The sequence below is a fragment of the Bradyrhizobium sp. Kon69 genome (assembly GCF_055807515.1).
Map to the genome: position 1 here is coordinate 33,531 of NZ_JBVVOS010000010.1, position 25,607 is coordinate 59,137.

Here is a 25,607-nt window from a genome sequence, read left to right on the forward strand (position 1 = left end):
CAGGAATGCCTAGATCAGCTCGGCATTCGGCGAGCGATCGTGCTCAACCATTCGGGCCAGCAGTCTGCGGCTGCTGAATTGAGCCCGGACCGAGAAGAACGTACTGGCGGAGCCGGGGGCCCAAAGAGACGATATCTACTCACGCCCAATGGCATGCGCGTAGGAACGTCCGTTCTGCGGCACGATTGCAGTTCCGAGGGCGTTTCAGACCGGCTTCGATCTCCTTCCGGCCTGCAGGCCCAGCGGAGGCAGCAAGTGACGGACGATCCAGTTAGCCGACCCGAACGAGGCGCACCCGGCAGTGACGAAATGTTGCGCCTTCTGGTGGAGAGTGCAACGGACTTCGCCATCATGGCCTTAGACCGACAAGGCGTGGTCACAAGTTGGAATGTTGGGGCCGAGCGACTCTTGGGCTACGCCGCCGACGAGATCGTCGGCCGCGACGGCGACATCGTGTTCACGCCTGAGGACCGCGCTGCCATGGCTCCTCAAAAAGAGCGCGAGGAGGGCCGCGCCCGAGGGCGGGCGGAAGACGAGCGCTGGCACGTACGGAAGGATAGCTCGCGCTTCTGGGGGTCGGGGGCCATCATGCCGCTTGCGGACGGGAGCGGCTTCGTGAAGATCCTGCGCGATCTGACCAAGCGCCGGAATGCAGAGGAGCAGCTCCGCAAAAGCGAGGAGCTCTTTCGTCTGCTGGCGACCAACATTCCCCAACTCGTGTTCCGCACGCGCGGCACCGGCGAGCGCAACTGGGGCAGCCCGCAATGGATCGTGTTCACCGGAGTGACGTTCGAGCAAAGTCTCGGCTTCGGTTGGCTCGATGCGGTCCATCCCGACGATCGTAATGTGACCGTGGCGGAATGGACGCAGGCTCGTACAACCGGCGAATACTACATCGAGCACCGCATCCGACAAGCGAAAGACGACGAGTACCGCTGGCATCAGACAAGGGCGAAGCCGCTCGGCCTCGCTCAGGACGAGGACAGCGACTGGGTCGGCACCTCAACAGACGTCCACGACATGCGAGGGCTCCAGGAATGCCAAAAGGTCCTCTTCGCGGAGCTCCAGCACCGAACCCGCAACCTGCTTGCGGTGGTACAGTCGATCGCGCGCCAGACGATCCGCACCAGCGGCTCGACAGACCAATTCGCGACCGAGTTCGAGGGCCGATTGCGCGCTCTCAGCCGAGTTCAGGGGCTGCTCGCGCGGGTCGACCACGGCGCCATTGATCTGCGGGAGCTTATCGAGCTGGAGCTAACGGCGCACGGCGACGGAGGTGTAGAGCCGGGCAAGGTCACGATTGACGGTCCGCCGGCCATGCTGCCTCCCAGCTCAGCTCAAACATTCGCGCTTGCGATCCATGAACTCGCCACCAATGCGCTCAAGTACGGGGCTTTGAGGCAACCGGCGGGTAGGCTCGATATTCTGTGGGGGCTGGAGGGAGCTAACGGGTCCAAACGGCGAGCCGTGCTTGACTGGCGCGAGAGCGGCGTCCAGATGCCGGATGGAAGCGACCGTCCGGCTCGGAAGGGCTATGGCAGCGAGCTGATTGAGCGCGCGCTCCCCTACCAGCTTAATGCCAAGACCTGTCTGGAATTTGGTCCCGACGGCGTGCGCTGCCGGATCGCAACCGAGATTGAGAGCCATGGGGCTGTGGATGGCTGATGCAGCGAGAAGGGTGCTGGAAGGACGACACGTTCTGGTGGTCGAGGACGAATACATGATCGCTGTCGACCTTGCGAGGGCTCTCGAGGATCTCGGCGCGACGGTGATCGGTCCCACAGCCTCCGTGGCAGATGCCTTGGCGCTCGTCGCAGGAGAGTCGGCGCTCGATTTTGCCATCCTCGACGTGAATCTCGGTGCCGAGAAGGTTTTCCCTGTAGCCGACGATCTGCGCGCGCGAGGAGTGCCGTTCATCTTCGCCACCGGCTATGACCAGTGGCTAATACCGAGCGCATATGCTGACGCCCCCCGGTTTGACAAGCCGGTCGACGCGCGTGCGCTTGCACGCGCGCTGTCCACCTCCGAGTAGAGAGCGCAAAGCAAAGGCTTTTGCGTCCGCCCGAAGGGGGACAGCGAATGCCGCCGAGGGTTGCAAGTCGGCTTCTTCGTCCCGTTTATGTTTTCCTTCGATCGGCATCAGCACACCTCTCTCCGGCCACTGCCTTGCGCGGCTACTTGGTGGGTTGTCGCTTTTCTCTGGGCGTCTCATACCGGCAGATGGGCGGAACGACACGCCGATGCTGACGGCGCGAGATTCTGGGGCTCGGTGACACGCCCGCCATAACATTTGCGACGGCCGAGCGAAAATAAATCGCAGGCGCGATTAGCTTATGATCCTGCAGCTTCCATTCCGCCGGAGATACAACCGCCGAGCAACGGAAGGAAGTGTCAATGTTGATCAAACGCAGGCGACGGTTCAAGCAAACAGTTTCTCTCGAAATTCGGCTGGCGAAGTTCGCCATGACTCTGCGAGAGCAGGCGGATCAGAAACCTCCGGGAGAGGAACGCAAGTCCTTGCTGAAGCGCGCTTATAACGCAGATCGAGCAATAGAGCTGGAGCGGCAGCTGCGCGAACATCAGTAGCGCAGCAGGGATCTGAGCGCCGAACGACCCATGACGGCCGTTCGGGGCAAGCATTGCAATCTAGAGAAAAAGGCGTGAAGGAAGGCTTCTGGATCCGACTCGTCATGCTTAACCAGTGCGAGACCTGCTCCGCTCACCCCAGCAGCACGCAGACGGCAAGTGGACAGTTCCGAGGTCCCGCCCGGCTGCCGGTGGAAGGCAAAGTTCGGAGAACGCTCCATCTGGGCCTGGCGCTGCTATCAAGCAGCGCTCGCATTCGGATGCATGACGAGCCTGCCCCGGAGGCTCGCTCCGGCGCCAGATGCAGACTTCTGCGGAACGGAACGAATCAGCCCGGCCGCGTTGAATCGGCATGTGTGCCGTGGCATTGCGTCAGTCTCGTTTGGGAGTATCGCGCGTGCTGGGCGCGGTGAATTGAGAGACTACACAGGTGACGATCTTTGGCGAGGCAAGCCTTGGCAGATCGTCGTTAACAGCCCAACCTGAACCTACTTCAAGCTGACACTAACAGCCACGGAGTAGGCCCCGGTTGGGTGCGCGTCGGCAGTTCATGTGATGAATTGGCCACCTTCTTAACGTGGATCAGTACGTTCGCGCTTAACTCATCACAAAGCCCGTTTGGGACTCACAGGACCTGTTTCATTCCTGTTAGGTTATTTTCTGTCCCCGGCAGATATCATTGGGCGCCGGCGCTGAGAGTTCAAGCGACTCCCGCCTAGCAGGCCGGAGTGGATACGCCATCATTCGGGTCTCATGAGGATGATCCGATGCCGGCAAATCTCGCGTCAGCCCTCATCACCAGACTCGCTGTGTCGAACCATCTGGATGGCGAGGACATCCGCGCCATTCAGAGCCTGCGGATTCGTGAGCGGCATCTCGGGGCCCGTGAAACTATCGTCGCGGATGGCGCTCGTCCCGGCGAGTGCTGCCTGATCGTTGAGGGGTTTGCCTCACGCTCGAAAACGACCGCCGAAGGAGAGCGACAGGTCCTGTCCTTGCATATTCCAGGCGACATACCTGACCTTCAAAGCCTTCACCTCGGGATCATGGACCATGATTTGGTCAGCCTTTCGCCTTGCACGCTTGGGTTCATTTCGCATGCCGAGCTGACCGAGGTGACGGCGCGACGCCCCCACCTGGCCGCGGCCTTGTGGCGAGAGACGCTGATCGATGCTTCTATCTTCCGAGAATGGATCGTGAATGTTGGGCGGCGAGCCGCGCTGCCGAGAATGGCTCACCTGTTGATCGAAGTGCACGAGCGGCTTGAAGCAATCGGGCGCTCTCGCGGGGGAGCGTTTAACTTGCCATCACTCAAATCGACCTCGGCGATTGTTTCAGTGGTCCATACGAACCGTACCCTCCAAGGTCTGCGCGGGGAACGGTTGGTCGAAACGGACAGATCCGGCTTCAGCCTGCTCGACCAGGAACGCTTGAAGGAATTGGCAGGGTTCGATCGGACCTATCTCCATCTGACGCCAAGCGGTTAGCGTCGACGCACGTAGTGCAATCCGAAGCGAAGGTTCCGCCATTGAACACCTGCACCCCGTCCCCTAAGGTTAAGGTCGACCGCCACACAATGGCGCGCGGGAGGCAACGCAGCGATGCCGATGATGAGCGCGACCGAACATCTCGAGCTTGCACGCCAGCTCGGCTGCTGAGATGACTCCCGACTCCCCCGCGCGTCAACAGCGTCATGCGATGGTCGACACATACGTCATGCTGGCGCGAAGTCTGCTTCCCTGGAGAAGTCGAACAAACTACTCCGCGACCTCGAGCGCCGGCGGACGAGATCGCCCCAGGTTGGCGACGGCCGCGACGTCATCGCCGAAAGAGCGTCGGATCAGTCCGTTGGCCTCCCGCGTCCGCTGGCGGCGCCCCCGGCCGGCTGCGCCTTGGCACCAACCGTCGCAAGCGCAAGCCATGCGCATGCGATAACGAGAATTCCGCTAATGAAACTCCGAATTTATCGCGATTCGCGTCGTCGCAGCGACGTCTGCCAGCTCTACCGGAACGCGCTCTTCTGAAGCGACCGGGCCGTCTCCAAATGCTTTTGCAGCACCGGAACCGTCTGCTTGGCGAAATCGGCGACGGGTGACTGGGATTTTGCTTCCTTCTGGAACTTGCGCACGTCTTCCTCGTGGTCCTTCACCATGCTGCGCGCCAAGGCGGCATCGAATTGCGCGCCGGACAGCCCGTTCAGCTTGTCGTAGATCGCCTTCTGCTTGCTGTTCGGCTCGCTCGGTGCCTGAACGCCCTGCGCGTTGGCGAGCTGCTGCGCCTGCTTCAGATTGTCCGAGTGGTCCTGCTCGAGCATCTTTCCGAACTGCTTGGCCTGGTCGCTCTGCGCCTTCTGCTGGGCGAGCTGACCGACCTTCACTTCGGAGAGATCGCCCTGGATGGCTTCGATCAGGAAGTGCTGGTCGTGCTTGCTGGCCTTGCCCTGCGGCGCGGCGGATGCGCCTCCAATCGTCATGAGACAAAGACCGACGACCGCCGCGACGCCTTTCGAAATCTGATTCCGGACCTTGGTTTGCATGGTACGCCTTCCTGATTGATCGTGGGGGTTACGCGTCCGGGCGCGAGGTCGCGAAAGCCGACAGGGCGCGCGGGCTGTTCGTCTCAACAAATCGGTCCCGCGCGGCGCGTTCCTATGTCGTTGCAGAGCTAACCTGTATTAGCTGCGACGTACTGGTCGCCTGCCCGGGGATTGCTTCAACCGCGGCCCCCGCGAACTTGCAACGAGCATTCCCGCAATGAGCGCGAGACAATCCCCGATCAGCACCGGCGCTAACCGCGCGACGCCACCGGTTGTCACCACTGCGTGATCCCCGGCCTCCTTGCCGAAACGTCCGTGGGTCCGATGCAACGAAGCAACCGGCGTCATCAGATTGTCCTTGCGATCGGATTCGACCGGCTGCGCCGTTTCCTGCCCCTCGAAAGCGACGCTGGCGAGATAACGGTCGAGGAAGGCCGGCAGCAGCATGTCGCCGAGGATCACCTTCAGCGTACTGGTGCCAATCCAGACCTCGCGCCGCCCGTGAATGACGGCGTCGAAGGCGGCTCGCGCGATCACTTCAGGCTGGAACGCCGGCGCGACTGGGCGCGGCCGCCGCGGCATCCGCGTTCGCGCCCAGTCGATTTGAGGCGTGTTGGCCGCGGGCAGTTCCATGATAGTGAGTCGTCAGGGAACGCTTCTTCACGCCGCGGCTGCGGTTCAAAAACCTCGACGAGTTAAACGCCTGGCCGCTCGACAAGTGCATCGCCTACGCCAAAGCTCATCGCCATCCAGAGCTGGTCGATCAGACGATCTGGGAAGTGTTCGAAGCCGAACGCCCCAAACCCGTTCCCTATGCCGGCCGCTTCGACGGCTTCCATGCGGTGACGGCATCCGTCTCGAAGACCTGCCTGGTGCGCTTCGAGAGCAACAAGTACTCGGTCGCAGCCAGCGCAGTCGGACGACCGGGTAATCCGTCAGGATGGACGCATCCTTGCCGAGCACCCGCGATCCTTTGGCCGCGGCGATACCGTCTACGACCCCTGGCATTATGTGCCGGTGCTCGCCCCCAAACCCGGCGCCTTGCGCAACGGTGCTCCCTTCAAAGACTGGGTGCTGCCGGCCGCGATCGAGCGGATCCGGCGCAAGCTTGCCAGCACCGACGATGGCAATCGGCAGATGGTCGACATCCTCAACGCGGTGCTGATTGACGGTCTGCCCGCGGTGGAAGCGGCCTGTGCCGAAGCGCTCAGTCACAGCGTCCATTCCGCCGAGGTCGTTCTCAATATCCTGGCCCGTCAACGTGAACCCGCCCCATCGGCCAACATCCTCCGGCCGCACTGACGCTCCGTCATGCACCGATCGCCGATTGTGCCCGTTAGCTGAGGCCGTTCCGGATATCACGTCCTAGCTGCGAGTGCGCCATGATGCATAGCACGAGCAATCGATCTACCGCACGGGGGCTGGATAGAGGCGCTTGGAACGCCTAATCGGCGGACCAGTTCTGCTCCAAGGCTGCGACGTAGTGCATTGACGTGACCGGAACCCGACGATGTCGGACACAACCGCCATTCCGCAAACGTGGCGCTCTTTCCTCAAGCAGGCGCTCGAGATCCGGTGGTCGGAGATCCACCCCGTAGCCGCGCTGATATCCAGCATCGCGGTGGCGGCCTGCGTCCTCGGCGGGCTGCTCGCAGGCTCCGGGCACATCGGGCTGACGGCAACGACTGGAGCGCTGCCCACGGGGTTTGGAGCTTTCCAGCGGCAGTCCTCGGGCGGTGTGCGCGGCGCGGCAATGTTGCTCGCCGCCACCGGTATGGCTCTCTCTGGGTTTCTCGGCGCCTTATTGGGTCACTCCGTGATCTTGACCGCGATCATTGGCGGGCTGATCGCCACGATCTGTGGGCTGGCTACCCGACTTGGGCAGGCGCCATGGTGGTTCACGCTGCAGTGGTCGATCGCGTTTTTCCTGGCGGTAGCGACGCCGTCGGATTTGCGCGATGCCCTGCAAAGGGGGCTGCTGATCTTGGGGGGTGCCATGCTGCAGACTGGGATCATTGTCATCGCTTGGACCTGGCATCCCTTCGGCGCCGCAAGCGAGCCGAAAGACCGTGACGCAGATGCTCGGCTCGAACCGAAAGCCCCCGAACAACCGCCCTCCTCTCCTGCTCAGCTCCGATACGCGCTGACGGTCGGCACAATGGTTGGCATCGCGCTGCTGCTGGAGCTCGCCCCAGATTGGAGAATGGGTATTGGATCCCGATGACCGCTCTAATCATCGTCAAACCCAGCGGTCGGGATACGCTTGTCCGTACCGTTCAGCGTATACTCGGAACCCTGATGGGCGGCGCCGCCGCGACCGCAATGGCCGCCCTGCTCCGGCCTTCGCCCGGCACGGTTGCGGTCCTGGTCACCATCTGCGGATGGAGTACATATGCGATGCAGCGAGCCAGCTATGCCGCTTTCTCCTTCTGGATCACGGCAACGATTGTGTTCATGACCGCGTTGGCCGGCTTGCCCGAACCCGAAGCGGCTTGGCGGCGTGTCGTCGCGACCATCATCGGCGCCGCACTCGCGGTGATTGCCGGCTTGATAGCGACGCCCGGCGACAAGCCTAGCAGACGAGGTGATCATGTACTTTGCTCTGTCGTGCTGGGACCGCCGAGCTCAAAAAACGCCTTGCTGCGGGCCGAGGCTGCGCATCGGCTGCTCCTTCGGCGGGCAACAATGGCCAGATGCGCTCGTTGCTAAAAAGTAAGCCTAAGACTGCATCAGCCGGCGCAGCCGCGAGACGTCGTTAGGAACCATCGGGATAACCTGAAATTGGAAGCGGCAAAGGAGGCACGAGGGTGCCGATTCGTTTCCTGCGCGTCATCACGGTCTGGCTGCTGTGTTTGGCAACGATCTGGCTGATACAGCCCTACCTGTCCGCTCTGTGGTTTTCTGCCTCTGATCCCCGCCCTGTCGCTCCCCGCGCCGATCTTGCTTCGAGCGAACAAGCGACTGTTCGTCTGTTCAAGGACGCCTCCCCGTCGGTCGTGCATGTATTCGCTCGAACTGCGCGGAGCACGTCTTTCTTTTCCGACGAACAAAGCGTGACGCAATCGGGCTCGGGCATTATATGGGATCTGGCAGGTCATGTGATCACGAACAACCACGTGATCAATGGCACGGCCCAGATTGGAGTTAGGCTGACCTCCGGGGAATTCGTTGCTGCACAAGTAGTAGGCGCTGCTCCAAATTACGACCTTGCCGTTCTTCAGTTGGAGCGACCAAGGTCGGCGCTGCATCCCATTACTGTTGGCCGCTCGGCTGATCTACAGGTCGGCCAGACTGCCTTCGCGATCGGCAATCCCTACGGCCTCGATCAGACGTTGACCTCCGGCATCGTGAGCGCACTCGGCCGAAGACTTCCGTCGGTGACGGCGCGTGAGGTCAAAGGGATGATTCAGACCGACGCTCCCATCAATCCCGGGAATTCGGGCGGACCGCTGCTCGACAGCGCCGGACGGCTCATTGGGGTGAACAGCGCGATTCTGTCGGGCTCGGGCGCCTCCGCAGGCATCGGTTTCGCGATTCCCGTCGACATCGTCAACCGCGTTGCGGCCCAGCTGATCCGCGATGGTCACGTGCCCTTGGCGGGCCTCGGTATCGTCGCTGCCAAGCAGGATGAGGCAACAAGCCTCGGAATTGACGGGATCATTATCCTGCGAACGTTGCCCGGCTCTCCCGCCGCGCAAGCGGGACTTGAGGGCGCAAGCGAGGACGGAGTGATCAAGGACATCATCACCGAAGCAGATGGGAAGCCTGTTCACAGCATGGAGGAACTGACTTCTGTGCTCGAAAATGAAGGGATCGGTAAGCAGGTCGAATTGACCATCGACCGAGCCGGGCAAAGCCGCACTCTGAAGTTGACTATCTCAGACATCTCCCAGTTGGACCAGCGATGATCGGTCCGCCTGAACCGGAGTGCGCCTGCGGCGCGTTGGAGCCGGGCTCGTGGTTGTTGCCGGCATTAGAGTGAGGGGCGGTCGTGGCACACTGAACGAACCATGCGATCGTGGGCTTCGTTGTCTTCGAGGGATTCAAAACCGGCAACGCGGTAAAGTTGAAAGGCTGTGCCACGTCAAACGCGGTCTTCGTGACGGAAATGGCATAGTTGATTGCGAGGCGCCGAAAGGAGGCGCCCAGGTTAGGCCCACACCGGCAGATGATCGCAGAACGTTGGAGTTCGGCAGGTTGATCGTCTGGCCCCCGATGCTCGTTGGCCCGGTGTAGCGGAGCGACGGCGCGGCTGAAGCCTAATTTGATCCCATCAGCTTCCAATTTGACTCCACACGTGATGAACATTCCGGTGATGGTTCAAGGAGTTCGGCGGTCTGGCCGGGGTCGTTTGGTACGATTCACCTGGGTTATGGCACCACTGAGTATGCATCCTTTACTAATGCGAAATGGGCAACGACCGACCAAGCATCGAAGGCGCATCATGCAGCGGCCTCATTGGCCGCTTTGCTTGCCCGCCAGCGGGACGACTCGAAACACACGTGTGAGGAACGAGACCGCCTCCTGAAAAAGGCAAAAGCCGCGGAGAATGAGCTGGAGCTTGAGCGATCCCTAACTGGGGTTCTGGCAGGTATCCCGATTGATCCCAAGGCCTGAACAACGCAAGCAACGCGACAGTCGTGGCAGCCCGCAGCTCAGGATAAGTGGGCGGGCAGGCAACATCCGCGTCCGGACTGCATCTGCGGTTCTGCGCTTCAGGTCTTGGCAGGGGTTGACATACTTGCTGGGCACCGATCTGGGCGACTTCTCTCGAACATTTCGCAGTCGAACTGTTTGCCGATCCGGCCGAGGGGGCGCCGCGCCACGAAACGATATGCACTTCCGGTGAATGCTTCTGCCGCTATCGAGAACACCTTTCATGATTAAGGCTAAGAGACATGCGTTGGCGATTCTTCGTGAGCTCGAGCTGGCCGAAGACGAGTCACTCGGAAAATGTGTCGTCCTGACGGACGCCAAGGCGGGCACGATAGACCGCCTCGTTCTCGACGAATTGCATGGACTTCGGCTACAAGTTTCGGGGCACGACGGGGCTTGGCCTGTCTCGACCATCAAATTCCTAGAAGGTTGAAAGCGCCGGGCCGCAGGACTAAAGATGATCCGCTGCAGCGGCTTCTTTGGAGGTCGGGGCCTCCTAGGCCGCACAATGATCGTTCGGCAACAGCACTCCCTCCTGCTTGGTTGCAATCCCCACAAGGCTTCTCCTTCAATGAGAACCGGAAGGCTCAGTACTCGAGCGGCGAAATTGGCGACGATCTGGAGTGTGTGCCGTTTGCCGTGCAGAGCGTACTTCTATGCCGCCCAGAACCCATCCGTGCCGATCAGATTTCGCGCGGCCGCAACAAAGCCTCCTCTGATCAGCGGACGATCTTCTCGCGTCGAAGTCTCAGGAAGTGGCCTCCAGCGCCCGGAAGTCGAGACTCGCGGGCAGGCTGTCGAGCCTTCCGGGGCGAGCCTCGAGGTCAGAATCATCTGTTCCTCGCACCGGTCCGGAATTCGGGCACGCATCTCCGGCGTTGAAAACGGCTGGAACTGCGCGAACTCCCTCCGTCACCCCTCGCCTCTGAGCTCGACAGCAATGATCGCGTCCGAGCCGCGGCGCTCCACGCCGGTCTGCTGCGCGCGCCCGAGCTGCATCTCAAAGCACTTGGGATTGCCCTCCGCCCGCTGCTGCGGCGTCTGTCCTCGCCGGAGGCCGAGAGTCATGTCACTTCATTCACGTCGAGCTCTCCGTTGCGCTACCGGTCAGCAAGCGGCTCGGTAAAGGACCGGAAACGCATTCCGGAATCGCCTTAGCTTGCACGCGGCTCAGGCATAAAAGACAAACTCCGGTATCACGCCGGGCGCTTGCCGGGCCGCCGACCATCGGAGATTTGTGGCACACGCCGGGAACCCGGCGCGCCTGAATCAACTGCATGTGAGGAGCGGATCAATCCTAAGCATTGACCATTATGAGCTTGCTTACTATCTGCCGAAAGTGAGTTCGCTATGAACGGCTCGAATCTTACCGGATCCGCCGAACTAGGGTTCCTCCTGCACGACGTCGCGCGTCTCATGCGCAAGAGGTTCGAGCAGCACGCCCGTGGGTTCGGACTGACGCGCGCGCAGTGGCAAGCGCTGGCCTACCTCTCGCGGAATGAAGGCATCAGTCAAACGGGGCTCGCGGATCTCCTCGATGTCGAACCGATCACGTTGAGCCGAATAATAGATCGCTTGGTGGAGTCCGGCTTCGTGGACCGCATCCCTCACGCGACGGACCGCCGGGTTTGGCGGCTTCGTCTTACGGACGCGGCGAAACCCAAACTGAAGCAGGTTCGGGAGCTCGGAGAGAGAACGCGCTCGGAGACGCTCGCTGGGCTCTCTCAATCCGATCGCGAGTGCCTTCTGAGGTCGCTTTCCGCGATGCGCTTGAACCTCTCGGCCGCCTGTGACGCGCCGCCAACGAACAAGAAGAAGGTCGGTCATGGATAAAGTGAAAGAAGACAGGAAGCAGACCGCGGAGGACGGCAACGTTCACCAGCTCGACCGCGGCCGGCCCGAGCGCCGCAGCGAGGACCCGCACACAGAGCAGCAGGATCAGGTCGAAGCCCGCGGCCAGACCCAATCGCAGTTCGGGCAAAAACGGGCGGCAGCCGCACCTGCTCGATCAAACCGGCGATCAATGCTGCGGGTCGGGCTGTTTGCACTGCTGCCCATCGCACTGATCGTGGGAGGATACCTCTACGTCACCGGCGGCGCGGTGATGGAGACCGAAAACGCCTATGTTCAGGCAGATACCGTCGGGATCTCCACTGACGTATCCGGAATGGTCCAACAGGTGCTGGTCAAGGACAATCAAAAGGTCGCGAAGGGAGACGTGCTGTTCAAGCTCGATCCCAAGCCCTTCCAATTTGCGCTTGAAAGAGCCGCAGCACAGGTTGGTAACACCAAAAATGATCTCATGGCAATGCAGGCGAGTTACCGGAACATGGAAGCCCAGGTGCAGCAGGCCAAGGCAGATGTTGACTTCAACATGACCAACTTCAAGCGCCAGGAGCAGCTGCTCGCTAACAACTTCACTCCGCGAGCGACCTACGATGCTGCCAAGAACAGCCTGCAGAGCGCGCAGCAGAAGCTCGCGTCCTTGCAGCAGCAGCTTGAAGGGCTTGCGGCGAACCTCAACGGCGAGCCCAACGGAAACATCGAGGACCACCCGCGCTACAAGGATGCCGTCGCCGCCCGAGACGAAGCCGCCAGACAGTTGGACCACACGACAGTCCAGGCGCCGTTCACCGGCATCGCGACGAACGTTCCGACGTTGCAGCCCGGGCAGTATCTCGCAGCGTCCACGGTCGCGTTCAATCTTGTGTCCTCAGACCACGTCTGGATACAGGCCAACCCGAAGGAGACCGAGCTCACGTACGTCAAACCCGGGCAAAAGGCCACGATCGACGTGGACACTTATCCCGGCGTGGAATGGTCCGGCACCGTCGACAGCATCAGCCCTGCGTCTTCATCCAGCTTCTCATTGCTGCCTTCGGAAAACTCCAGCGGCAACTGGGTCAAGGTCGTGCAGCGCATCCCCTTGCGAGTGCGCGTTCAGAGCGATACGGACAAGCCGCCGCTGCGGGTGGGCATGAGCGTGGAGCTCAGCATCGACACCGGCCATGCCCGCGGCCTCCCCCATTTCATCACGAAGTACCTCTAATCATCGAATGACTGCCGCCGTCCAGAATAGAGGAGAGATCACCGCCTGCATCATCTTGGCGGTGGTCATGCAGGCGCTCGACACCACGATTGCGAACGTCGCGCTGCCGTACATGCAGGGCAGCGTCTCGGCAAGCGCCGACCAGATCAACTGGGTGCTGACCTCCTACATCGTCGCGGCAGCCATCATGACGCCGCCGTCCGGATTTTTGGCGGCGCGGTTCGGGCGCAAGCGGGTGCTGATGGTGGCCATCGTAGGTTTCGTCGGGGCATCTGTCCTCTGCGGACTGGCGCAGTCGCTAACCCAAATCGTGGGGTTCCGTCTCATGCAGGGCTTTTTCGGCGCGGCGCTAGTGCCGATCGCCCAATCCATTCTTCTGGACATCTACACCCCTGAGGAACGCGGCTCCGCGATGGCACTCTTCGGAATCTCTGTCATGGTCGGACCAGTATTGGGACCGGTCATCGGCGGCTGGCTGACCGACCACATGAGCTGGCGTTGGGTGTTCTACATCAATGTTCCCATTGGCGCGCTCGCCTTCATCGGCATCTCGGCCTTCATGCGGACAGACTCCTTGATCGGCAGTGGTCGAATGGACTGGCTTGGCTTTGGCAGTCTTAGCGTTGCGATCGGCGCCATGCAGGTGTTCCTAGACCGCGGCGCGCAGCTCGACTGGTTTTCCTCCATTGAGATCATCATCGAGGCAACGGTCGCGGTCTCGGCCTTCTACGTCTTCCTGGTGCATACTTTCACCGCGGAGCATTCGTTCGTGGACCCCCGCCTGTTCCTCGATCGCAATTTTACGATCGGAATGTTCTTCATTTTCATCGTCGGCATCACCTATCTTGCATCGATGGCGCTCCTCACGCCGTATCTGCAGACACTGATGGGCTATCCCGTCGTGACGGCCGGCATCGTGATGGGACCGCGCGGTGTCGGCACCATGGCCTGCATGTTCGTGGTCGGGCGGTTGATCAACAAGGTTGACACACGCCTCCTGCTGCTTGCGGGGCTTCTACTCACGGCCTGGGCCATGTACGACATGACCGGCTGGACCCCCGCCGTCTCGCAGTGGACCATCGCCGTTACGGGCTTCATTCAGGGCGCCGGCCTCGGCTTTCTTTTCGTTCCACTGACCACGGTGACGTTCGCGACCCTCGACCCGGCCAAGCGCGGCGACGGGACCGGCCTCTATAACCTGTCGCGCAATGTGGGATCCAGCGTCGGCATCTCCGTTGTCTCGTACCTGCTGATCCGGAACGGCCAAGTCAACCACGCCATCATCGGCGCGCATGTGACCGCGACGAACCGCGAGCTTGCGCAGCACGCCTTCCGCGCTTTGAGCCCGTGGACGGCCCCTGGACGAGCCGCACTGGACGCGCTCATCCAGCAACAGGCCACCATCATCAGCTACATCGACGATTTCAAGCTGATGATGATCCTGACCCTCGCGGCTATTCCCCTGCTGCTCCTGCTTCGGGGCGCGCCGGCATCGGCTCCCGGCGATCACGCCATGGTCATGGAGTAACAGTCCACCTGCTGGAAGGCTTCCTCAATTTCATGCCTTACATCGTGGCGCCTGCGGGGCGGTTCTTGTGGCTCTGGCGCAGTGTCCTACTGTTGCCGCTTGGGTCGCCGTCCTGTTCTTAACGATGCAACTGTTGGAGAGGAATGCCATCGGACCATGGATTCAGAAACGAACGGTCTCGCTGCCGCCAGCACTCACGATATTTTCCCAAACTCCAATTCGCTGCTGCTTCGCGAATTCAGTTACGTTGCGGCGCAAGCCCCTAGGTGAGCGGCCGAGCGACCATTGCCCCAGGGTTCGCATGGCTGTGGCGCCCGACCGCCCGGTCGCAGGGCGGCCGCGACCAGGCACCACAATAATTCTGAGTCGCGATTTTCTCTTCGATTCTAAACATTAATCTTAGTGCCGAAGGCAGCGTTCAAAGTCCTATCTTACCTAGAAGCCGGACCCCTTGGCGTATCTGGCGGAGCATCGCCCGTGCGGCATCCGTGTACAGGCCGTTGTCGCAATGCTCATCAGCAGCGATAGCTAAGACGAGAGCCAACGCTGCAATGAAAAGGCCATGGCCCATTATCGCTGCTCCACCGTTCTGTTCGAGCACTCCAACATGCAGCTTACCGGCGTCAGTGGACGTTTCGAAAGCGGAACTGATCAACAGAACGCGGCCGTCGCCCCTTGTTCAGTCTGGCAGTCTAGTGATGCGCATGGGGAGCCCGTGCGCCGGCCTCAAGGTGATCCGCTGCAGCGGCCAGACTCTGGTGCCCGGCAGCAGTTCCAGGTCGAAGCGTCGCATCAGAACCGCCAGCACGATCGTCGCCTCCTGTAGCGCAAAGGATGATCCGATGCAGGTGCGGGGCCCCACGCCGAAAGGTAAGTAGGCGAAACGGGGCACTTCGCTCCTTGCCGGCGGCAGGAAGCGCGCGGGGTCGAATGCATCTGGCCGGTCCCAGAGGCGTTGGTGCCGATGCAGCACGTAGGGCGCGATGACGATCAGGGACCGCGCGTCGACCTCATGAGATCCCAAGCGGTCGGGCCGTTCCGACATTCGGCTGACCGCGGCGATGGGGGGATAGAGACGCAGGGCCTCTTCGACGACCGCCCGCGTCACCATAAGCCGATCGGGGAGGCCCGCGGCCGGGCCGTTCAATTCGCGCTCGGCCTCCTCTCGAACGCGCATCCGCCACTCAGGAGCCTGCGAAAGCAAAAAAATCGACCACGCCAGCGAATTGGACGTTGTTTCATGGCCGGCAGAGAGGAAGGTGAGAATGTTCGACCTCACCTCGGCGAGACTCATCGGCTGTCCCGTCGAAGGATCGAGCGCCCGCAGCAAGAGTGTGAGCAGATCATTCGGAGCGGTATCGGCCGAACAGGCAAGCCGCCGGCGCCGCGCTTCGACGATCTCGTCGATGATGCGCTCGAAATAGCTCATCGTCCGGCGCAGCCGCGCCCGCCCGGGTCGCGGCACGAATTCCGGAGCGCCGAACAGATCGAGCGCGCCGATCCGTCCGATCACGCCGAAATAAGCATTCATGGCTTCACGAAATTCCTCAAAGTCTCCACCGATCCCGTCGGAGAAGATGGTAAGGGCGAGGATCTTGAGGGTTAGCAGCGTCATCTCGGCGGCGGCATCGACCACGGCGCCGTCCTCGAAGCGGCTCCATTTCTCGGCGAGTTCGTGCGCGGCCGTCAGCATCGCCTCGGTGAAGGACGCGACGGTCCGTTTCGCGAACAGCGGCGCGAGAGTCCGGCGCTGCACCTCCCAACGACTTCCTTCCACGCTCAAGAGGCCGTCGGCGAGGCCCGAGGACAGGACACGGCGCTGGATCGGGTCCTTACGGTAGTTGTCTGCGTTGTCGAGAAGGACCCGCTTGATCGCGGCCGGCTCGTGAACCAAAAACGCCCGCGCAAAGGGCAGTCTAATTCTCGCGATCGGCTCGCGGAAAAACTCGGCGCTCCAGCATTCGAGAGGATTCCGTCTCAGGGTCCGGATGATCTCGATCAGACCGAGGCGTGTCGCCGGTGGTTCGGGAACCGGCGGTCGATAATCAGTATTGGTCGGACTGCGATCGAGCATCGGACCTTCCCGCATTGCGAGCCGGCGCATTTCCAGCGCCAAACACTCTTAGGCATCGCCGCCGCAACCCGCGATGCCTGTCGGCGGCGGCATCCAGGTCAAGATAGCGGGTCCCGGATGGCTAAGGCCAGCGCTCATCAGATCATGTTCTAAGCTTGTTCACGAGAGTCGAGCTTCGGTGCGGTGCCGAGATGTGCAGGCGTATGCAGGAAGAGGCGCCGTGAAGAAAGCGATCCGATACGCTAGTGCCGGTACCTTGCAAGGGCCTGACGCATCGGGGGCGCTGGACAGCTGCAACACTCGCTCAATGAGCGGCCTACTGCAAAACTCGAAAGAGCGCCCCCGACAGACAGTATCCGATCTTGAGCTACGCTCGGGATCGAACTGTTCGGCCGGCCGGGGTGATGAGAGTGGCGCCGGTTTCGTCACGGCTCTCGCTGCAATACCCATGACAGATCGCACGAAGCGTTGTTGGGCCTCATCACGTCCGTTTCGACGTAAATGCGGATCTAGTGCTGCAAGCCCAAGCCTTCGACGGCCTCCGCCAGCATCCACTCGCGGAACGTCATCGCCGGCGCATTGCTCTCTAGCAACGGCGGATGAACGAGGAAGTGCGATAATGGCAGGCGGCAGTTATGGTCGGACAACCGGACCAATCTGCCATTGAGTAAATCCGCGCGAGTGACCGAGCGGCGCGCGATCGCAATTCCTTGACCGTCGATCGCCGCCTCCATCAGCAGATTCGCATCGGCGAAGGAGTTGCCGACGATCTTCCGGTCGATCTGCACTCCGAGCGATTTGAACCAGGTCGACCAGGGGACGTTCGGATCGATTAACAACCGCTCATTCACGAATGCCGCCGGGTCTCGCGTGAACTGCCCTCCGTTGTAGCGCGGGCTGCAGACCGGGAAGATCTCCTCGTCCATCATCCGGATGGCGTGAAGCCCCTTCCAGGTTCCGGTGCCGAGACGTAAAGCGATATCGACCTTGTCCGACTTGAAATTGGCGAGTTGCCGATCCGACTTCACGTTGACGTGGATGTGGGGGTAATGCTCGTTGAATCGGGGCAAGCGCGGCAACAGCCAGCGGGCGGCCATCACCGGCAGCAAGCTCACCGTGACTTCGGCATCCATGCGGGAAGATCTCAGCGAAGTGAGTGCCCCGGTTAGCTCGGCTAACGAGCGCGCAACCCGACCATAGAGGCGCCGCCCGTCCGGCGTGGGTACCATTCGGTGCCCCATTCGCTCGAAAAGCTTGATCCCGACCCGCTCTTCGATCTGCCGAATCCTTTGGCTTACCGCCCCATGAGTGATGTGAAGTTCTTCGGCCGCTTTGGAATAGCTGCCATGACGAGCGGCGACTTCAAACACGCGCATGGCTTCAAGTGGCGGTAAACGGACCATTTTAGAGTGTTAGTTTTTCTAACAGAGGGTGTCAATTCATATGGTTGGGCCGCGTTCAGTGGCCGTGGTCATTTCGCTCTCTGCAACGGGAGGAAGTGATCGTGAACGGACCCGCGAATATCGCCGAGTCAAAGCCGCACGCGGCGCGCACGCTGCGCGATGACCGACTTGACGCGCTGGTTGGCCATCCGGTCGCCTTAACGATCCTCCGCCTGGCGGTCCCGAATTCGACCGTGATGCTCGTCCAGGTGCTGATGGGACTTCTCGAGGTTTACTTCATCGCAAAGCTCGGGCTCGACGCTCTCGCCGGAGTGACGCTGGTCTTCCCGCTGCTCGCGCTTACCGTAGCGATCTCCCAAGGTGCGACGGGCGGTGGTATCGTCACTTCGGTGGCGCGGGCGCTAGGACGCGGCGAATTCGCCGAGGCGAGTTCCTACCCTTGGTACGCGATCGGGTTGGCGCTGCCGCTTGGATTGGCAACCACCGCATTGATGTATGGGCTGGGGCCCTTGATCTATCGTGCGATGGGCGGGCATGGCGCTTCGCTCCAGATCTCGCTGCAATATTCGACGGTGGTCTTTGGCGGAGCGACGCTGATCTGGACATTCAACTTGCTGATGGCGGCGGTGCGCGGCACCGGAAATTTGCGAGTGCCGGTCGTTGTCGTGTGCTCAGGCGCAACGCTGCTGGTGCCGTTATCACCGCTTCTGATTTTCGGCGGCTTCGGCATTCCCGCGCTTGGCCCAATAGGCGGTGGCGTCGCACTGTTGATCAACTACGCTCTCGGAACACTTGCCTACGCAATCTACCTGTGGGGCCATATGGGCTTGTTGCGGCCTTCGCGAACCCCACCGCACCTGGCGCTCGCGCCTGCCTTGACGATCCTCAAGATCGGCGGCGTCTCTGCCATCGTCGCGGCGAGCACCAATGTAACGCTGACGCTTGTGACCGCTTACGTCGGCTCCCATGGTATCGCTGCTTTGGCAGGGTATGGCTCAGCCTCTCGTCTAGAGTTCCTGCTTGTGCCGATCTCCTACGGTGTGGGCGGCCCGGTCGGCATGGTTGTCAGCGCCAGCCTCGGCGCCGGACTGATCGAGCGTGCGCGGCGCGCCGCCTGGACGGGCGCGGTTCTAGGCGCTGCGGTGACCGCCACAATAGGACTCGTCGGCGCGCTTTTAGCGCGCCAATGGATCGGCCTTTTCAACGACGACCCCGCGACCATCCAGGCGGGCGTGCAGTACCTGCACGACGTCGGCCCCTTCTTCGGTTTCTTCGGTCTCGGCTTTGTGCTGTACTGTGTAGGCCAAGCCACCCGGCGGCTCGCGCCTTCGCTGCTCGGAGCTCTGACCCGCGCGCTGATCGCTGCTGCGGGCGGTTATCTGCTGCTGCGCTGGAATGCGAGTCTCGACCTGAACTTTTTCGCAGTCTCTGCTGGGATGATGGCGTTCGGGTTGATACCGCTTTCTAGTCTGATGCAGCGCGTTGGCTTCGAAGCCGGTGATATCCCCAGCAAGAGAACCAGATAGTCCGCCGGCAAGAAGCGACCGGAGCAGCAATCACGCTCGCCCCCGACACTCTTGGCTCCCTCATACCTTCGACTGCATTTTTCCCGGAAGCTTAACATGCCTGAATCCCCAGCCGGCAAAACCGGGCTACGCTACCCCTTTCCCTCTGAGGCGCCTCATGTTTGATACGGAGACAACCGAGCTTTTGCGCGCGGTCCTGGACGAAGTCTGCGAAAGCGTTTCGCATCGCGAGATCGGGGCGCGGACTCATGTCGCTTCGAAAATCCTAGAGGCCGCCGCCATAGGCGAGGTTTCGGTGGATGGCCTCAAGCAAGTCGGCCTCGACGCCCTATCCCGCGCACCCACGATGTGGCGCTGATTGATCCGGAGGGGGCGTGAACTTCCAGGTGACGGTCCTCAAGATCCTGGTGAGCTATCCGGATGGCTTTGCCGTCATGGAAGACCTCAAACGCGACATGGCTATCCTGGCGACCAGTGGCCGCGATTGGGCGGACCGGACCAAGCGCCTTGCCGCACGGGTGCCGGATCTCGACATCTTTTCCCATGGGCTGGTCGAACGCATCAGCAGCGGATGGCAGATCACTGCCAAGGGACGGGCGGTGCTCGAGTTCATGGAAGCCCGCCCCGCTGCGACCGAACCGATCCAGGCGCCTTTGGTCGAGGAGGCTCCGGCGCCGATAGTCGCTTCGACGCAGGTTCCTCCGCTGCGGCAGCCCCCTGACCGAGCCAAGCGGCGGCGCGAACGTCGCGAACGTTGGCGCGAGGCGCGCGAACGAGCGAGGGCGAACGCCTCCTGAGGCGAGGTCGAGGGCGAGAAAGAAGCTCCAGACAAGGTCCGGCGATTTAGATTGAGGCCGATGAGTCCCGAGCCCGAAGCGTACCTAACGCGATCGCGCCTGAGCTCTAAGCCGCGCCTGAAGTGGCAGATGGGCCAACAACACCCGATTCATTGAGAAGGCGCCTAACGCCCTTAAGTTTGCCCGACGTTAGAAAGCGCGAAGGCGGCGAGTAAGCCGATAACAACAAGCACTCCGGCCAGCTTCTGTTCGCCTTCGACAGCTTCCGGCACCATGGTGTTCACCACCATCGTGAGAAGAGCGCCCGCAGCTACGGCACTGACGGTAGCAACGACCTGAGGGGCAGCACCGCCCAGGAAAGCTGCTCCTAACCCGGCGGCAAGTCCCGAAAGGACGGTGATCGCGCTCCAAAGGCCAAAGATGTAGGTCGCGGAACGGCCAGCGGCTCGCATGCCGAGCGCACTCGAAAGCCCCTCCGGGAAGTTTGACAGAAAGATAGCGGCGAGCATCGCGATGCTGATGCCCTTTCCGCTCAACAGCCCCAGCCCTAGGACAACACTTTCCGGAATACCGTCGAGAAGTGAGCCGACGGCAATCGCCAGGCCCCCGCCTTCGCTGGCATTGACCTGTTGGTCTCCTGATCGCTTGCGGGAGTGCGCTCCTTCTCGGGAGACCGCCCAATCGGCAAGAGCATAGGTGGTAGAGCCAGCGATCGCACCCGCAACGATCGGCCAAATGCCGCCTTCCTGGTATCCGTCCTCCAGAAGGTCATAGGCAACGGCCGAAATCAGCACGCCGCAGCCGAAAGACATGATCCCGGCAGTAACGTAGCGCGGCATCCTGAAGAGGAATGCGACCGTTGCTCCCAGCAGCAACGATGATGCCCCAAGCAGCCCCCAAAGACCCGCAGTAAGCCAGATTGCCATGGGAGCTACCGCTACTTTTCGGGGCGTAGCGAGGGCGAGGTCTGGCGGGGTGGTTTTTCCTCTTTTCTATGGCCCTTCTTCGGGAAGCTGACGGAATGGCACTTCAGAGCGGACGCCAGTGCTCTCGCTACCTCGCGGGCGATCTTGCCTGCGGCCATTGCCCGTGCGCCATTTGGCAATGCTCATTCCTCCACTTGCCGAACGACCCCATGCCGCAACACCCGCATGCTTTAGCCGTTCCGATGGGCCGCTTACACTTTCGTTGAGAATGGTGCGGTTGTGGCTATCCCCCGCTTGCAAAGCCCGGGAAGAGCATCATGCCGCCGTCGATGAACAAGGTAGTGCCAAGCACGTAGTCGGCCGCATCTGAAACCAGCCAGGCCACCGCTTGGGCGATATCGTTTGGCTCACCGATGCGCCGATAGGGGACCAGCGTCATCAGGCTATCGTAGGCTTCCTTGGATTCCCAGGCGGGTCCGTTGATCGGTGTACGGATGGCTCCAGGCGCGACGCCGTTGACTCGGATGGCCAGCGGAGCAACTTCCTGCGCCAGGCTTCGCATCATCTGCATGACGCCACCCTTTGAGGCCGCATAGTTCGCATGACCCGCCCAAGGGATCTCCTGATGGACGGAGCTCATGCAGACGAGTTTACCAGCTGCCGCAGAGATGTCCTTCACTACACCTCGTCTCTTGAACTCACGAATTGCCTCTCTGGCGCATAGAAACTGGCCCGTGAGATTAACGCCGATGACTTTGTTCCAGTGTTCAAGCGTCATCTCGTGAAACGGCGCATCCCGCTGCAATCCGGCATTGTTCACCACGATGTGCAGAGTTCCAAACTTGTCTATGGCCTTGGCGAACATCGCGCGGACGTCCTCTTCGTCGCTGACGTCGGCTTTGATAGTGATCGCCTTCCGGCCAAGCGCCTCGACTTGATGCGCCACGTCGTCCGCTGCTTGTGGGTCAACGACATAGTTGACAGCTACATCAGCGCCAGAGGCCGCGAGCCCAAGGGCCACTGCGCGCCCGATTCCCGAGTTTGCCCCTGTCACCAGCGCTGGCTGCCCTTCCAGCACGATCGGAAAGCGAACCGGCCCTTGAGGTCGCGCCTCCGGACCCGCTGAGGCAGCAGCATCGATCGGCCTCTCTGTCATACGTGTCTCCTCGTGGTGCCCTCACCCTGCCCCTTGCTCGGGAGCGCTTTCTTGCTACCTCGATGCTCGGAAGGCTTTTGGCGGTGGGTGAGATTGTGAGCCGTGTTCACCAGGGCGATGTGAGAAAAGGCCTGGGGGAAGTTGCCGACCAACCGACTTCGCCCGGTGTCGTACTCTTCCGAGAGCAGACCTACGTCATTGGCGAGAGCAAGAAGACGCTCGAACAATGCCTTGGCGTCGGCATCGCGGCCGATCAGGTGATAGGCATCTGCCAGCCAGAAGCTGCAGGCCAGAAACATCCCTTCGCCAGGCGGCAGGCCGTCCTTGGTCGCCTTCGTATCGTATCGCTGCACAAAGCCGTCCTTGAGCAACTCGCGTTCGATAGCCTCAATGGTCGAGATCACCCGCGGATCTTCGGGCGGCAGGAAACCTACCGCCGGGATCAGCAGCAGCGATGCGTCGAGCTGGGGCTCACCGTAGACCTGAACGAAGGTTTTTCGCTGTTCATCGTAGCCGCGCTGACAGACATCTTTCTGAATGGCGGCGCGCTGCGCTTTCCAATCGTCCACGGGACCGTGCATCCCGAACTCGTCGGTCGATTTGATGGCTCGGTCGAAAGCCACCCACGCCATGATCTTCGAATAGGTGAAATGCTTGGCCCCACCTCGCACTTCCCAGATACCCTCATCCGGCTCTGTCCAAATCTTCTTGAGCTGGTCGAGCAGGGCGCACTGGATCGCCCACGCTCGCTTGTTCTCGGGGAGGCCGCCTCGGCGGGCCTGGTATAACGCGTCCATCAACTCGCCATAGACATCAAGCTGAAGCTGGCTGTGGGCGGCGTTCCCAATACGCACTGGCTTGGAGTTTTCGTATCCCGACAACCAGGGCACCTCCCACTCGGTTAGCCTGCGCTCCCCTGTGACGGCGTACATGATCTGCAACTGGTTCGGACTTCCCGCCACCGCGCGGATGAGCCAGTCTCGCCAGGCGCGCGCCTCGTCGTAGTAGCCAGCTCCCATAAGAGCCAAAAGGGTCAGCGTGGCGTCCCGCACCCAGCAGAAGCGGTAGTCCCAGTTGCGAGAGCCGCCAATTTGCTCCGGAAGTGAGGTGGTGGCCGCAGCGACGATGCCGCCGCTTGGTGCAAACGTCAGGGCCTTGAGAGTTATGAGAGATCTCAGAACCTGGTCCGAATATGGCCCGGCCGCTTCACAGCGGCTGGACCAATCGCGCCAGAAATTTTCTGTACGATCGAGGAGCAGCAACGGATCGGCAGGGGAGGCTGGATCTTCATACGATGTCTGGTAGGAGAGAACAAAGGCAACGCGTTGGCCCGGTTCGACGGAGAACGCGCCGACTGTCTTCATCGATTTGCCGTGCAGCGGCACCGCCGTTCTTAGCACCAGCATGGACGCTCCCGCGACCAAGCTGACCGCACCATCCTCCAGGCGGCTCACCCAGGGTACACTGACCCCATAGTCGAACCGCGCGACCAGCTCGGTTCGCATCTCGACGGATCCTTCCAGGCCCTCAACGATCCTGACGAGGTTCGATACGCCCGTCTTGGGCGGCATGAAGTCGACGAGACGTGCACGGCCGGTCTCCGTCGCGAGGACGGTCTCTAGGATCAACGTGCCTGGTAGGTAGCGACGTTCGTCCGTATATCCCTCGACCGGTCGAAGGCTCCAGTAGCCGTTTTTCTCATCCCCCAGGAGCCGCCCGAAGCAGCTGTCGGAATCGAACCGCGGGAAACAGAGCCAATCGATTGAGCCGTCGCGCCCGACCAGTGCGCCGGTCTCGCAATCGCCGATAAGCGCGTAATCTTCGATCCGGGCCATCAGGACACCCTTGATGGTCAATGGAAAGCCGCGCCCTCCAGTTCCGCGTTCAGGTGGTCCCGAGCATGTACTTTCGTCTAGAGCGCTGGCAACGCGGAAACAGGACCGGACGGCATCAGCACCGCGCCGTATCGCCCGCCCGACCGGTCCTCCGGCCCTCATCCCTCCCAGCACCAGCATTCGAATGGCGGGCCGTTTCCGCCGACGAGAGAACCCGCCATTTTGAGGCGAGCCGGCATCACCGAGGAGTAAGCAGGTCACTAGAGAGTGGTACAGGAGGTTAGGTAGGGGTGTTCAGAGCATCGAGACGCTTGCGCAGAAATGCCAGCACCATGATCTCGTCGGAAGTGAGCTTGGCGTGCTGGCGCTTGAACTTTTGCGCGATCTTGGCTTCAATCATCTTCACGAGGTCACCTGACATGTAGGCGTTCAGGACTTCCGGGTGCACGTAGCACTTTCGGCAGATGGCCGGTGTGTTGCCGAGCTGCTTCGAGACGCTTTCGATCGCGGCGACGACGTTGCGCTTCGCCTCGGCCTGGCTGTCGTACTTCTTGAATTCGGCCAGCGCCAACGCCGCCAGAACCGTTCCCGCCCAAGTCCGAAAATCCTTGGCACTGAAGTCCTCGCCCGTGATGTCCTTGATGTAGGCGTTGACGTCGCCGGAATCGACCGTGCGGGGCTTTTCGTCGTCGTCCAGGTACTTGAAGAGTTCGTGTCCCGGGATCTCCGCACAGCGCTTCACGATCGCAGCTATCCGCTTGTCCTCGACGCGAAGCTTCCATTGCTTGCCCGACTTGCCCGTGAAGTCGAACCGAAGCACGCCGCGCCCGACCGCGACGTGCTTGCGGCGCATGGTGGTGAGCCCGTAGGACTTGTTTTTCTCGGCATACTCGGCGTTGCCGACCCGGATCAACGTCTTCTCCAGAAGACTAACGATCGTGGCCAGCACCTTCTCGCGGGGCAGTCCGTCCCGCTTCATGTCGGCGGCGACCCGATCCCGCAGCGCGGGCAGCGCGGCAGCGAACAGGACGATATGCTCATACTTGTTCTGATCTCGTAGCTCGCGCCATTTCGGATGGTAGCGGTACTGCTTGCGACCCCGCGCATCGAGCCCGGTTGCTTGGATGTGGCCGTTCGACGACGGGCAGATCCACACGGACTCGTAGGCCGGCGGGATGCCGATTGATTTGATGCGTCGGATGACGGCGGCATCGGTGATGCGCTTGCCGTCCTTGTCGTAGTAGCTGAAGCTGGTTCCAGTCCGCTTGCGCGTGTACCCCGGCTCGGAGTCGCTGACATACCGGAGGCCTTCTTCCGCGATTGTGGCCGCGACCTCGGCGGTGCGGTCCAGAACCTCTTCTTCGTTGCTGGTTTGTCGGAGCATGGGCCGGTCCCCTCGGAAGCACCCTGGGATGGAGGCTCCACTCTTTCTCAAGGGATGAAGACACCGGTTGGTTCCGCTCGGAGGTCGGTGGACGCGAGGTGTGGATCAGTGGCCTCTGAATAGCCAGACCTCAGATGGCGAGCCGGTCCGG

At 61.5% G+C, this 25,607-nt stretch carries 23 protein-coding genes and 1 pseudogene; 15 read left to right on the forward strand and 9 right to left on the reverse strand.

Features of this window, described 5'->3' with window-relative positions; genetic code table 11:
* Window positions 1-309: 309 nt before the first annotated feature.
* From AC0L3U_RS15045 to AC0L3U_RS15060, 4 genes are all read left to right on the forward strand, one after another.
* Window positions 310-1,665 (forward strand): sensor histidine kinase, encoded by a 1,356-nt coding sequence (locus AC0L3U_RS15045; RefSeq protein WP_473362227.1) that lies wholly within the window; start codon window positions 310-312, stop codon window positions 1,663-1,665.
* Window positions 1,658-2,032, forward strand: coding sequence for a response regulator (locus tag AC0L3U_RS15050; protein ID WP_473362228.1), 375 nt, complete (start codon window positions 1,658-1,660; stop codon window positions 2,030-2,032). Before AC0L3U_RS15045 ends, AC0L3U_RS15050 begins: the two co-directional genes overlap by 8 nt.
* 362 nt (window positions 2,033-2,394) lie before the next feature.
* A complete protein-coding gene (locus AC0L3U_RS15055) occupies window positions 2,395-2,586 on the forward strand; it encodes a hypothetical protein (protein ID WP_249808924.1) in 192 nt (63 codons plus the stop codon).
* A gap of 767 nt (window positions 2,587-3,353) precedes the next feature.
* A complete protein-coding gene (locus AC0L3U_RS15060) occupies window positions 3,354-4,073 on the forward strand; it encodes a Crp/Fnr family transcriptional regulator (protein WP_473362229.1) in 720 nt (239 codons plus the stop codon).
* A gap of 515 nt (window positions 4,074-4,588) precedes the next feature.
* Here the strand turns inward: AC0L3U_RS15060 and AC0L3U_RS15065 are convergent.
* On the reverse strand, window positions 4,589-5,122 hold the full coding sequence (locus AC0L3U_RS15065) for a DUF4142 domain-containing protein (protein WP_473362230.1): 534 nt from the start codon (window positions 5,120-5,122) through the stop codon (window positions 4,589-4,591).
* Window positions 5,123-5,260: 138 nt separating this feature from the next.
* The gene (locus tag AC0L3U_RS15070; RefSeq protein ID WP_473362231.1) at window positions 5,261-5,755 is read right to left on the reverse strand and encodes a hypothetical protein; all 495 of its coding nucleotides are present in this window, start codon (window positions 5,753-5,755) and stop codon (window positions 5,261-5,263) included.
* Between the two features lie 8 nt (window positions 5,756-5,763).
* On the opposite strand from AC0L3U_RS15070, the pseudogene AC0L3U_RS15075 reads away from it, so the two are divergent.
* The 5 genes and pseudogenes from AC0L3U_RS15075 to AC0L3U_RS15095 form a co-directional block, all read left to right on the forward strand.
* Window positions 5,764-6,462: pseudogene (locus AC0L3U_RS15075) on the forward strand (Mu transposase domain-containing protein); the annotation flags it as partial.
* 170 nt (window positions 6,463-6,632) lie between these two features.
* A complete protein-coding gene (locus AC0L3U_RS15080; RefSeq protein ID WP_473362232.1) occupies window positions 6,633-7,346 on the forward strand; it encodes a hypothetical protein in 714 nt (237 codons plus the stop codon).
* Window positions 7,343-7,831, forward strand: a complete 489-nt coding sequence (locus tag AC0L3U_RS15085) for an FUSC family protein (RefSeq protein WP_473362233.1) — start codon at window positions 7,343-7,345, stop codon at window positions 7,829-7,831. The genes AC0L3U_RS15080 and AC0L3U_RS15085 overlap by 4 nt, the downstream gene beginning before the upstream one ends.
* Window positions 7,832-7,929: 98 nt before the next feature.
* The gene (locus AC0L3U_RS15090) at window positions 7,930-9,030 is read left to right on the forward strand and encodes a S1C family serine protease (RefSeq protein WP_473362234.1); all 1,101 of its coding nucleotides are present in this window, start codon (window positions 7,930-7,932) and stop codon (window positions 9,028-9,030) included.
* A gap of 971 nt (window positions 9,031-10,001) precedes the next feature.
* Entirely contained in the window at window positions 10,002-10,211 is a 210-nt protein-coding gene (locus AC0L3U_RS15095) for a PRC-barrel domain containing protein (protein WP_473362235.1), read from the forward strand.
* 479 nt (window positions 10,212-10,690) lie between these two features.
* Here AC0L3U_RS15095 and AC0L3U_RS15100 read toward each other — a convergent pair whose 3' ends face one another.
* Window positions 10,691-10,846 carry a hypothetical protein gene (locus tag AC0L3U_RS15100; RefSeq protein WP_473362236.1) on the reverse strand — a complete coding sequence of 52 codons (156 nt, stop codon included), beginning with the start codon at window positions 10,844-10,846 and terminating at the stop codon, window positions 10,691-10,693.
* 282 nt (window positions 10,847-11,128) lie between these two features.
* On the opposite strand from AC0L3U_RS15100, the gene AC0L3U_RS15105 reads away from it, so the two are divergent.
* From AC0L3U_RS15105 to AC0L3U_RS15115, 3 genes are read left to right on the forward strand one after another with little or no spacing between them, the layout of a single operon-like run.
* Window positions 11,129-11,611, forward strand: a complete 483-nt coding sequence (locus AC0L3U_RS15105) for a MarR family winged helix-turn-helix transcriptional regulator (protein WP_473362237.1) — start codon at window positions 11,129-11,131, stop codon at window positions 11,609-11,611.
* Window positions 11,604-12,827 carry an HlyD family secretion protein gene (locus AC0L3U_RS15110; RefSeq protein ID WP_473362238.1) on the forward strand — a complete coding sequence of 408 codons (1,224 nt, stop codon included), beginning with the start codon at window positions 11,604-11,606 and terminating at the stop codon, window positions 12,825-12,827. The genes AC0L3U_RS15105 and AC0L3U_RS15110 overlap by 8 nt, the downstream gene beginning before the upstream one ends.
* 7 nt (window positions 12,828-12,834) lie before the next feature.
* On the forward strand, window positions 12,835-14,355 hold the full coding sequence (locus tag AC0L3U_RS15115; RefSeq protein ID WP_473362239.1) for a DHA2 family efflux MFS transporter permease subunit: 1,521 nt from the start codon (window positions 12,835-12,837) through the stop codon (window positions 14,353-14,355).
* Between the two features lie 679 nt (window positions 14,356-15,034).
* Here AC0L3U_RS15115 and AC0L3U_RS15120 read toward each other — a convergent pair.
* Window positions 15,035-16,429, reverse strand: coding sequence for a cytochrome P450 (locus AC0L3U_RS15120; RefSeq protein ID WP_473362240.1), 1,395 nt, complete (start codon window positions 16,427-16,429; stop codon window positions 15,035-15,037).
* Window positions 16,430-16,938: 509 nt separating this feature from the next.
* Window positions 16,939-17,832, reverse strand: a complete 894-nt coding sequence (gene gcvA / locus AC0L3U_RS15125) for a transcriptional regulator GcvA (protein WP_473362241.1) — start codon at window positions 17,830-17,832, stop codon at window positions 16,939-16,941.
* A 101-nt stretch (window positions 17,833-17,933) separates the two neighbouring features.
* Here gcvA and AC0L3U_RS15130 point away from each other — a divergent pair, with 101 nt between their 5' ends.
* From AC0L3U_RS15130 to AC0L3U_RS15140, 3 genes are all read left to right on the forward strand, one after another.
* Window positions 17,934-19,358 (forward strand): MATE family efflux transporter, encoded by a 1,425-nt coding sequence (locus AC0L3U_RS15130; RefSeq protein ID WP_473362242.1) that lies wholly within the window; start codon window positions 17,934-17,936, stop codon window positions 19,356-19,358.
* 157 nt (window positions 19,359-19,515) lie between these two features.
* A complete protein-coding gene (locus tag AC0L3U_RS15135) occupies window positions 19,516-19,716 on the forward strand; it encodes a hypothetical protein (protein ID WP_473362243.1) in 201 nt (66 codons plus the stop codon).
* Between the two features lie 16 nt (window positions 19,717-19,732).
* Window positions 19,733-20,155, forward strand: a complete 423-nt coding sequence (locus tag AC0L3U_RS15140; RefSeq protein WP_473362244.1) for a hypothetical protein — start codon at window positions 19,733-19,735, stop codon at window positions 20,153-20,155.
* 173 nt (window positions 20,156-20,328) lie between these two features.
* On the opposite strand, the gene AC0L3U_RS15145 is transcribed toward AC0L3U_RS15140, so the two are convergent.
* The 4 genes from AC0L3U_RS15145 to AC0L3U_RS15160 all read right to left on the reverse strand — a co-directional run bounded on the left by AC0L3U_RS15145 (window position 20,329) and on the right by AC0L3U_RS15160 (window position 25,456).
* Entirely contained in the window at window positions 20,329-21,081 is a 753-nt protein-coding gene (locus tag AC0L3U_RS15145; protein WP_473362245.1) for a ZIP family metal transporter, read from the reverse strand.
* A gap of 283 nt (window positions 21,082-21,364) precedes the next feature.
* Window positions 21,365-22,237, reverse strand: a complete 873-nt coding sequence (locus AC0L3U_RS15150) for an SDR family oxidoreductase (RefSeq protein WP_473362246.1) — start codon at window positions 22,235-22,237, stop codon at window positions 21,365-21,367.
* Window positions 22,234-24,075 carry a glycoside hydrolase family 15 protein gene (locus tag AC0L3U_RS15155; protein WP_473362371.1) on the reverse strand — a complete coding sequence of 614 codons (1,842 nt, stop codon included), beginning with the start codon at window positions 24,073-24,075 and terminating at the stop codon, window positions 22,234-22,236. Before AC0L3U_RS15155 ends, AC0L3U_RS15150 begins: the two co-directional genes overlap by 4 nt.
* Before the next feature lie 277 nt (window positions 24,076-24,352).
* Complete coding sequence (locus AC0L3U_RS15160) at window positions 24,353-25,456, reverse strand: DNA topoisomerase IB (RefSeq protein ID WP_473362247.1); 1,104 nt, start codon at window positions 25,454-25,456, stop codon at window positions 24,353-24,355.
* Window positions 25,457-25,607 lie beyond the last annotated feature (151 nt).

Excerpts from the sequence above, each read along its gene's own strand:
- AC0L3U_RS15095 (WP_473362235.1), top strand. The coding sequence starts at position 10,002 with ATGATTAAGGCTAAGAGACATGCGTTGGCGATTCTTCGTGAGCTCGAG.
- AC0L3U_RS15160 (WP_473362247.1), bottom strand. The coding sequence starts at position 25,456 with ATGCTCCGACAAACCAGCAACGAAGAAGAGGTTCTGGACCGCACCGCC.
- AC0L3U_RS15120 (WP_473362240.1), bottom strand. The coding sequence starts at position 16,429 with ATGCTCGATCGCAGTCCGACCAATACTGATTATCGACCGCCGGTTCCC.
- AC0L3U_RS15050 (WP_473362228.1), top strand. The coding sequence starts at position 1,658 with ATGGCTGATGCAGCGAGAAGGGTGCTGGAAGGACGACACGTTCTGGTG.
- AC0L3U_RS15145 (WP_473362245.1), bottom strand. The coding sequence starts at position 21,081 with ATGGCAATCTGGCTTACTGCGGGTCTTTGGGGGCTGCTTGGGGCATCA.
- AC0L3U_RS15150 (WP_473362246.1), bottom strand. The coding sequence starts at position 22,237 with ATGACAGAGAGGCCGATCGATGCTGCTGCCTCAGCGGGTCCGGAGGCG.
- AC0L3U_RS15135 (WP_473362243.1), top strand. The coding sequence starts at position 19,516 with ATGTTTGATACGGAGACAACCGAGCTTTTGCGCGCGGTCCTGGACGAA.
- AC0L3U_RS15100 (WP_473362236.1), bottom strand. The coding sequence starts at position 10,846 with ATGACTCTCGGCCTCCGGCGAGGACAGACGCCGCAGCAGCGGGCGGAG.
- AC0L3U_RS15115 (WP_473362239.1), top strand. The coding sequence starts at position 12,835 with ATGACTGCCGCCGTCCAGAATAGAGGAGAGATCACCGCCTGCATCATC.
- AC0L3U_RS15065 (WP_473362230.1), bottom strand. The coding sequence starts at position 5,122 with ATGCAAACCAAGGTCCGGAATCAGATTTCGAAAGGCGTCGCGGCGGTC.
- AC0L3U_RS15110 (WP_473362238.1), top strand. The coding sequence starts at position 11,604 with ATGGATAAAGTGAAAGAAGACAGGAAGCAGACCGCGGAGGACGGCAAC.
- AC0L3U_RS15085 (WP_473362233.1), top strand. The coding sequence starts at position 7,343 with ATGACCGCTCTAATCATCGTCAAACCCAGCGGTCGGGATACGCTTGTC.
- AC0L3U_RS15055 (WP_249808924.1), top strand. The coding sequence starts at position 2,395 with ATGTTGATCAAACGCAGGCGACGGTTCAAGCAAACAGTTTCTCTCGAA.
- AC0L3U_RS15105 (WP_473362237.1), top strand. The coding sequence starts at position 11,129 with ATGAACGGCTCGAATCTTACCGGATCCGCCGAACTAGGGTTCCTCCTG.
- gcvA (WP_473362241.1), bottom strand. The coding sequence starts at position 17,832 with ATGGTCCGTTTACCGCCACTTGAAGCCATGCGCGTGTTTGAAGTCGCC.
- AC0L3U_RS15045 (WP_473362227.1), top strand. The coding sequence starts at position 310 with ATGTTGCGCCTTCTGGTGGAGAGTGCAACGGACTTCGCCATCATGGCC.
- AC0L3U_RS15060 (WP_473362229.1), top strand. The coding sequence starts at position 3,354 with ATGCCGGCAAATCTCGCGTCAGCCCTCATCACCAGACTCGCTGTGTCG.
- AC0L3U_RS15070 (WP_473362231.1), bottom strand. The coding sequence starts at position 5,755 with ATGGAACTGCCCGCGGCCAACACGCCTCAAATCGACTGGGCGCGAACG.
- AC0L3U_RS15080 (WP_473362232.1), top strand. The coding sequence starts at position 6,633 with ATGTCGGACACAACCGCCATTCCGCAAACGTGGCGCTCTTTCCTCAAG.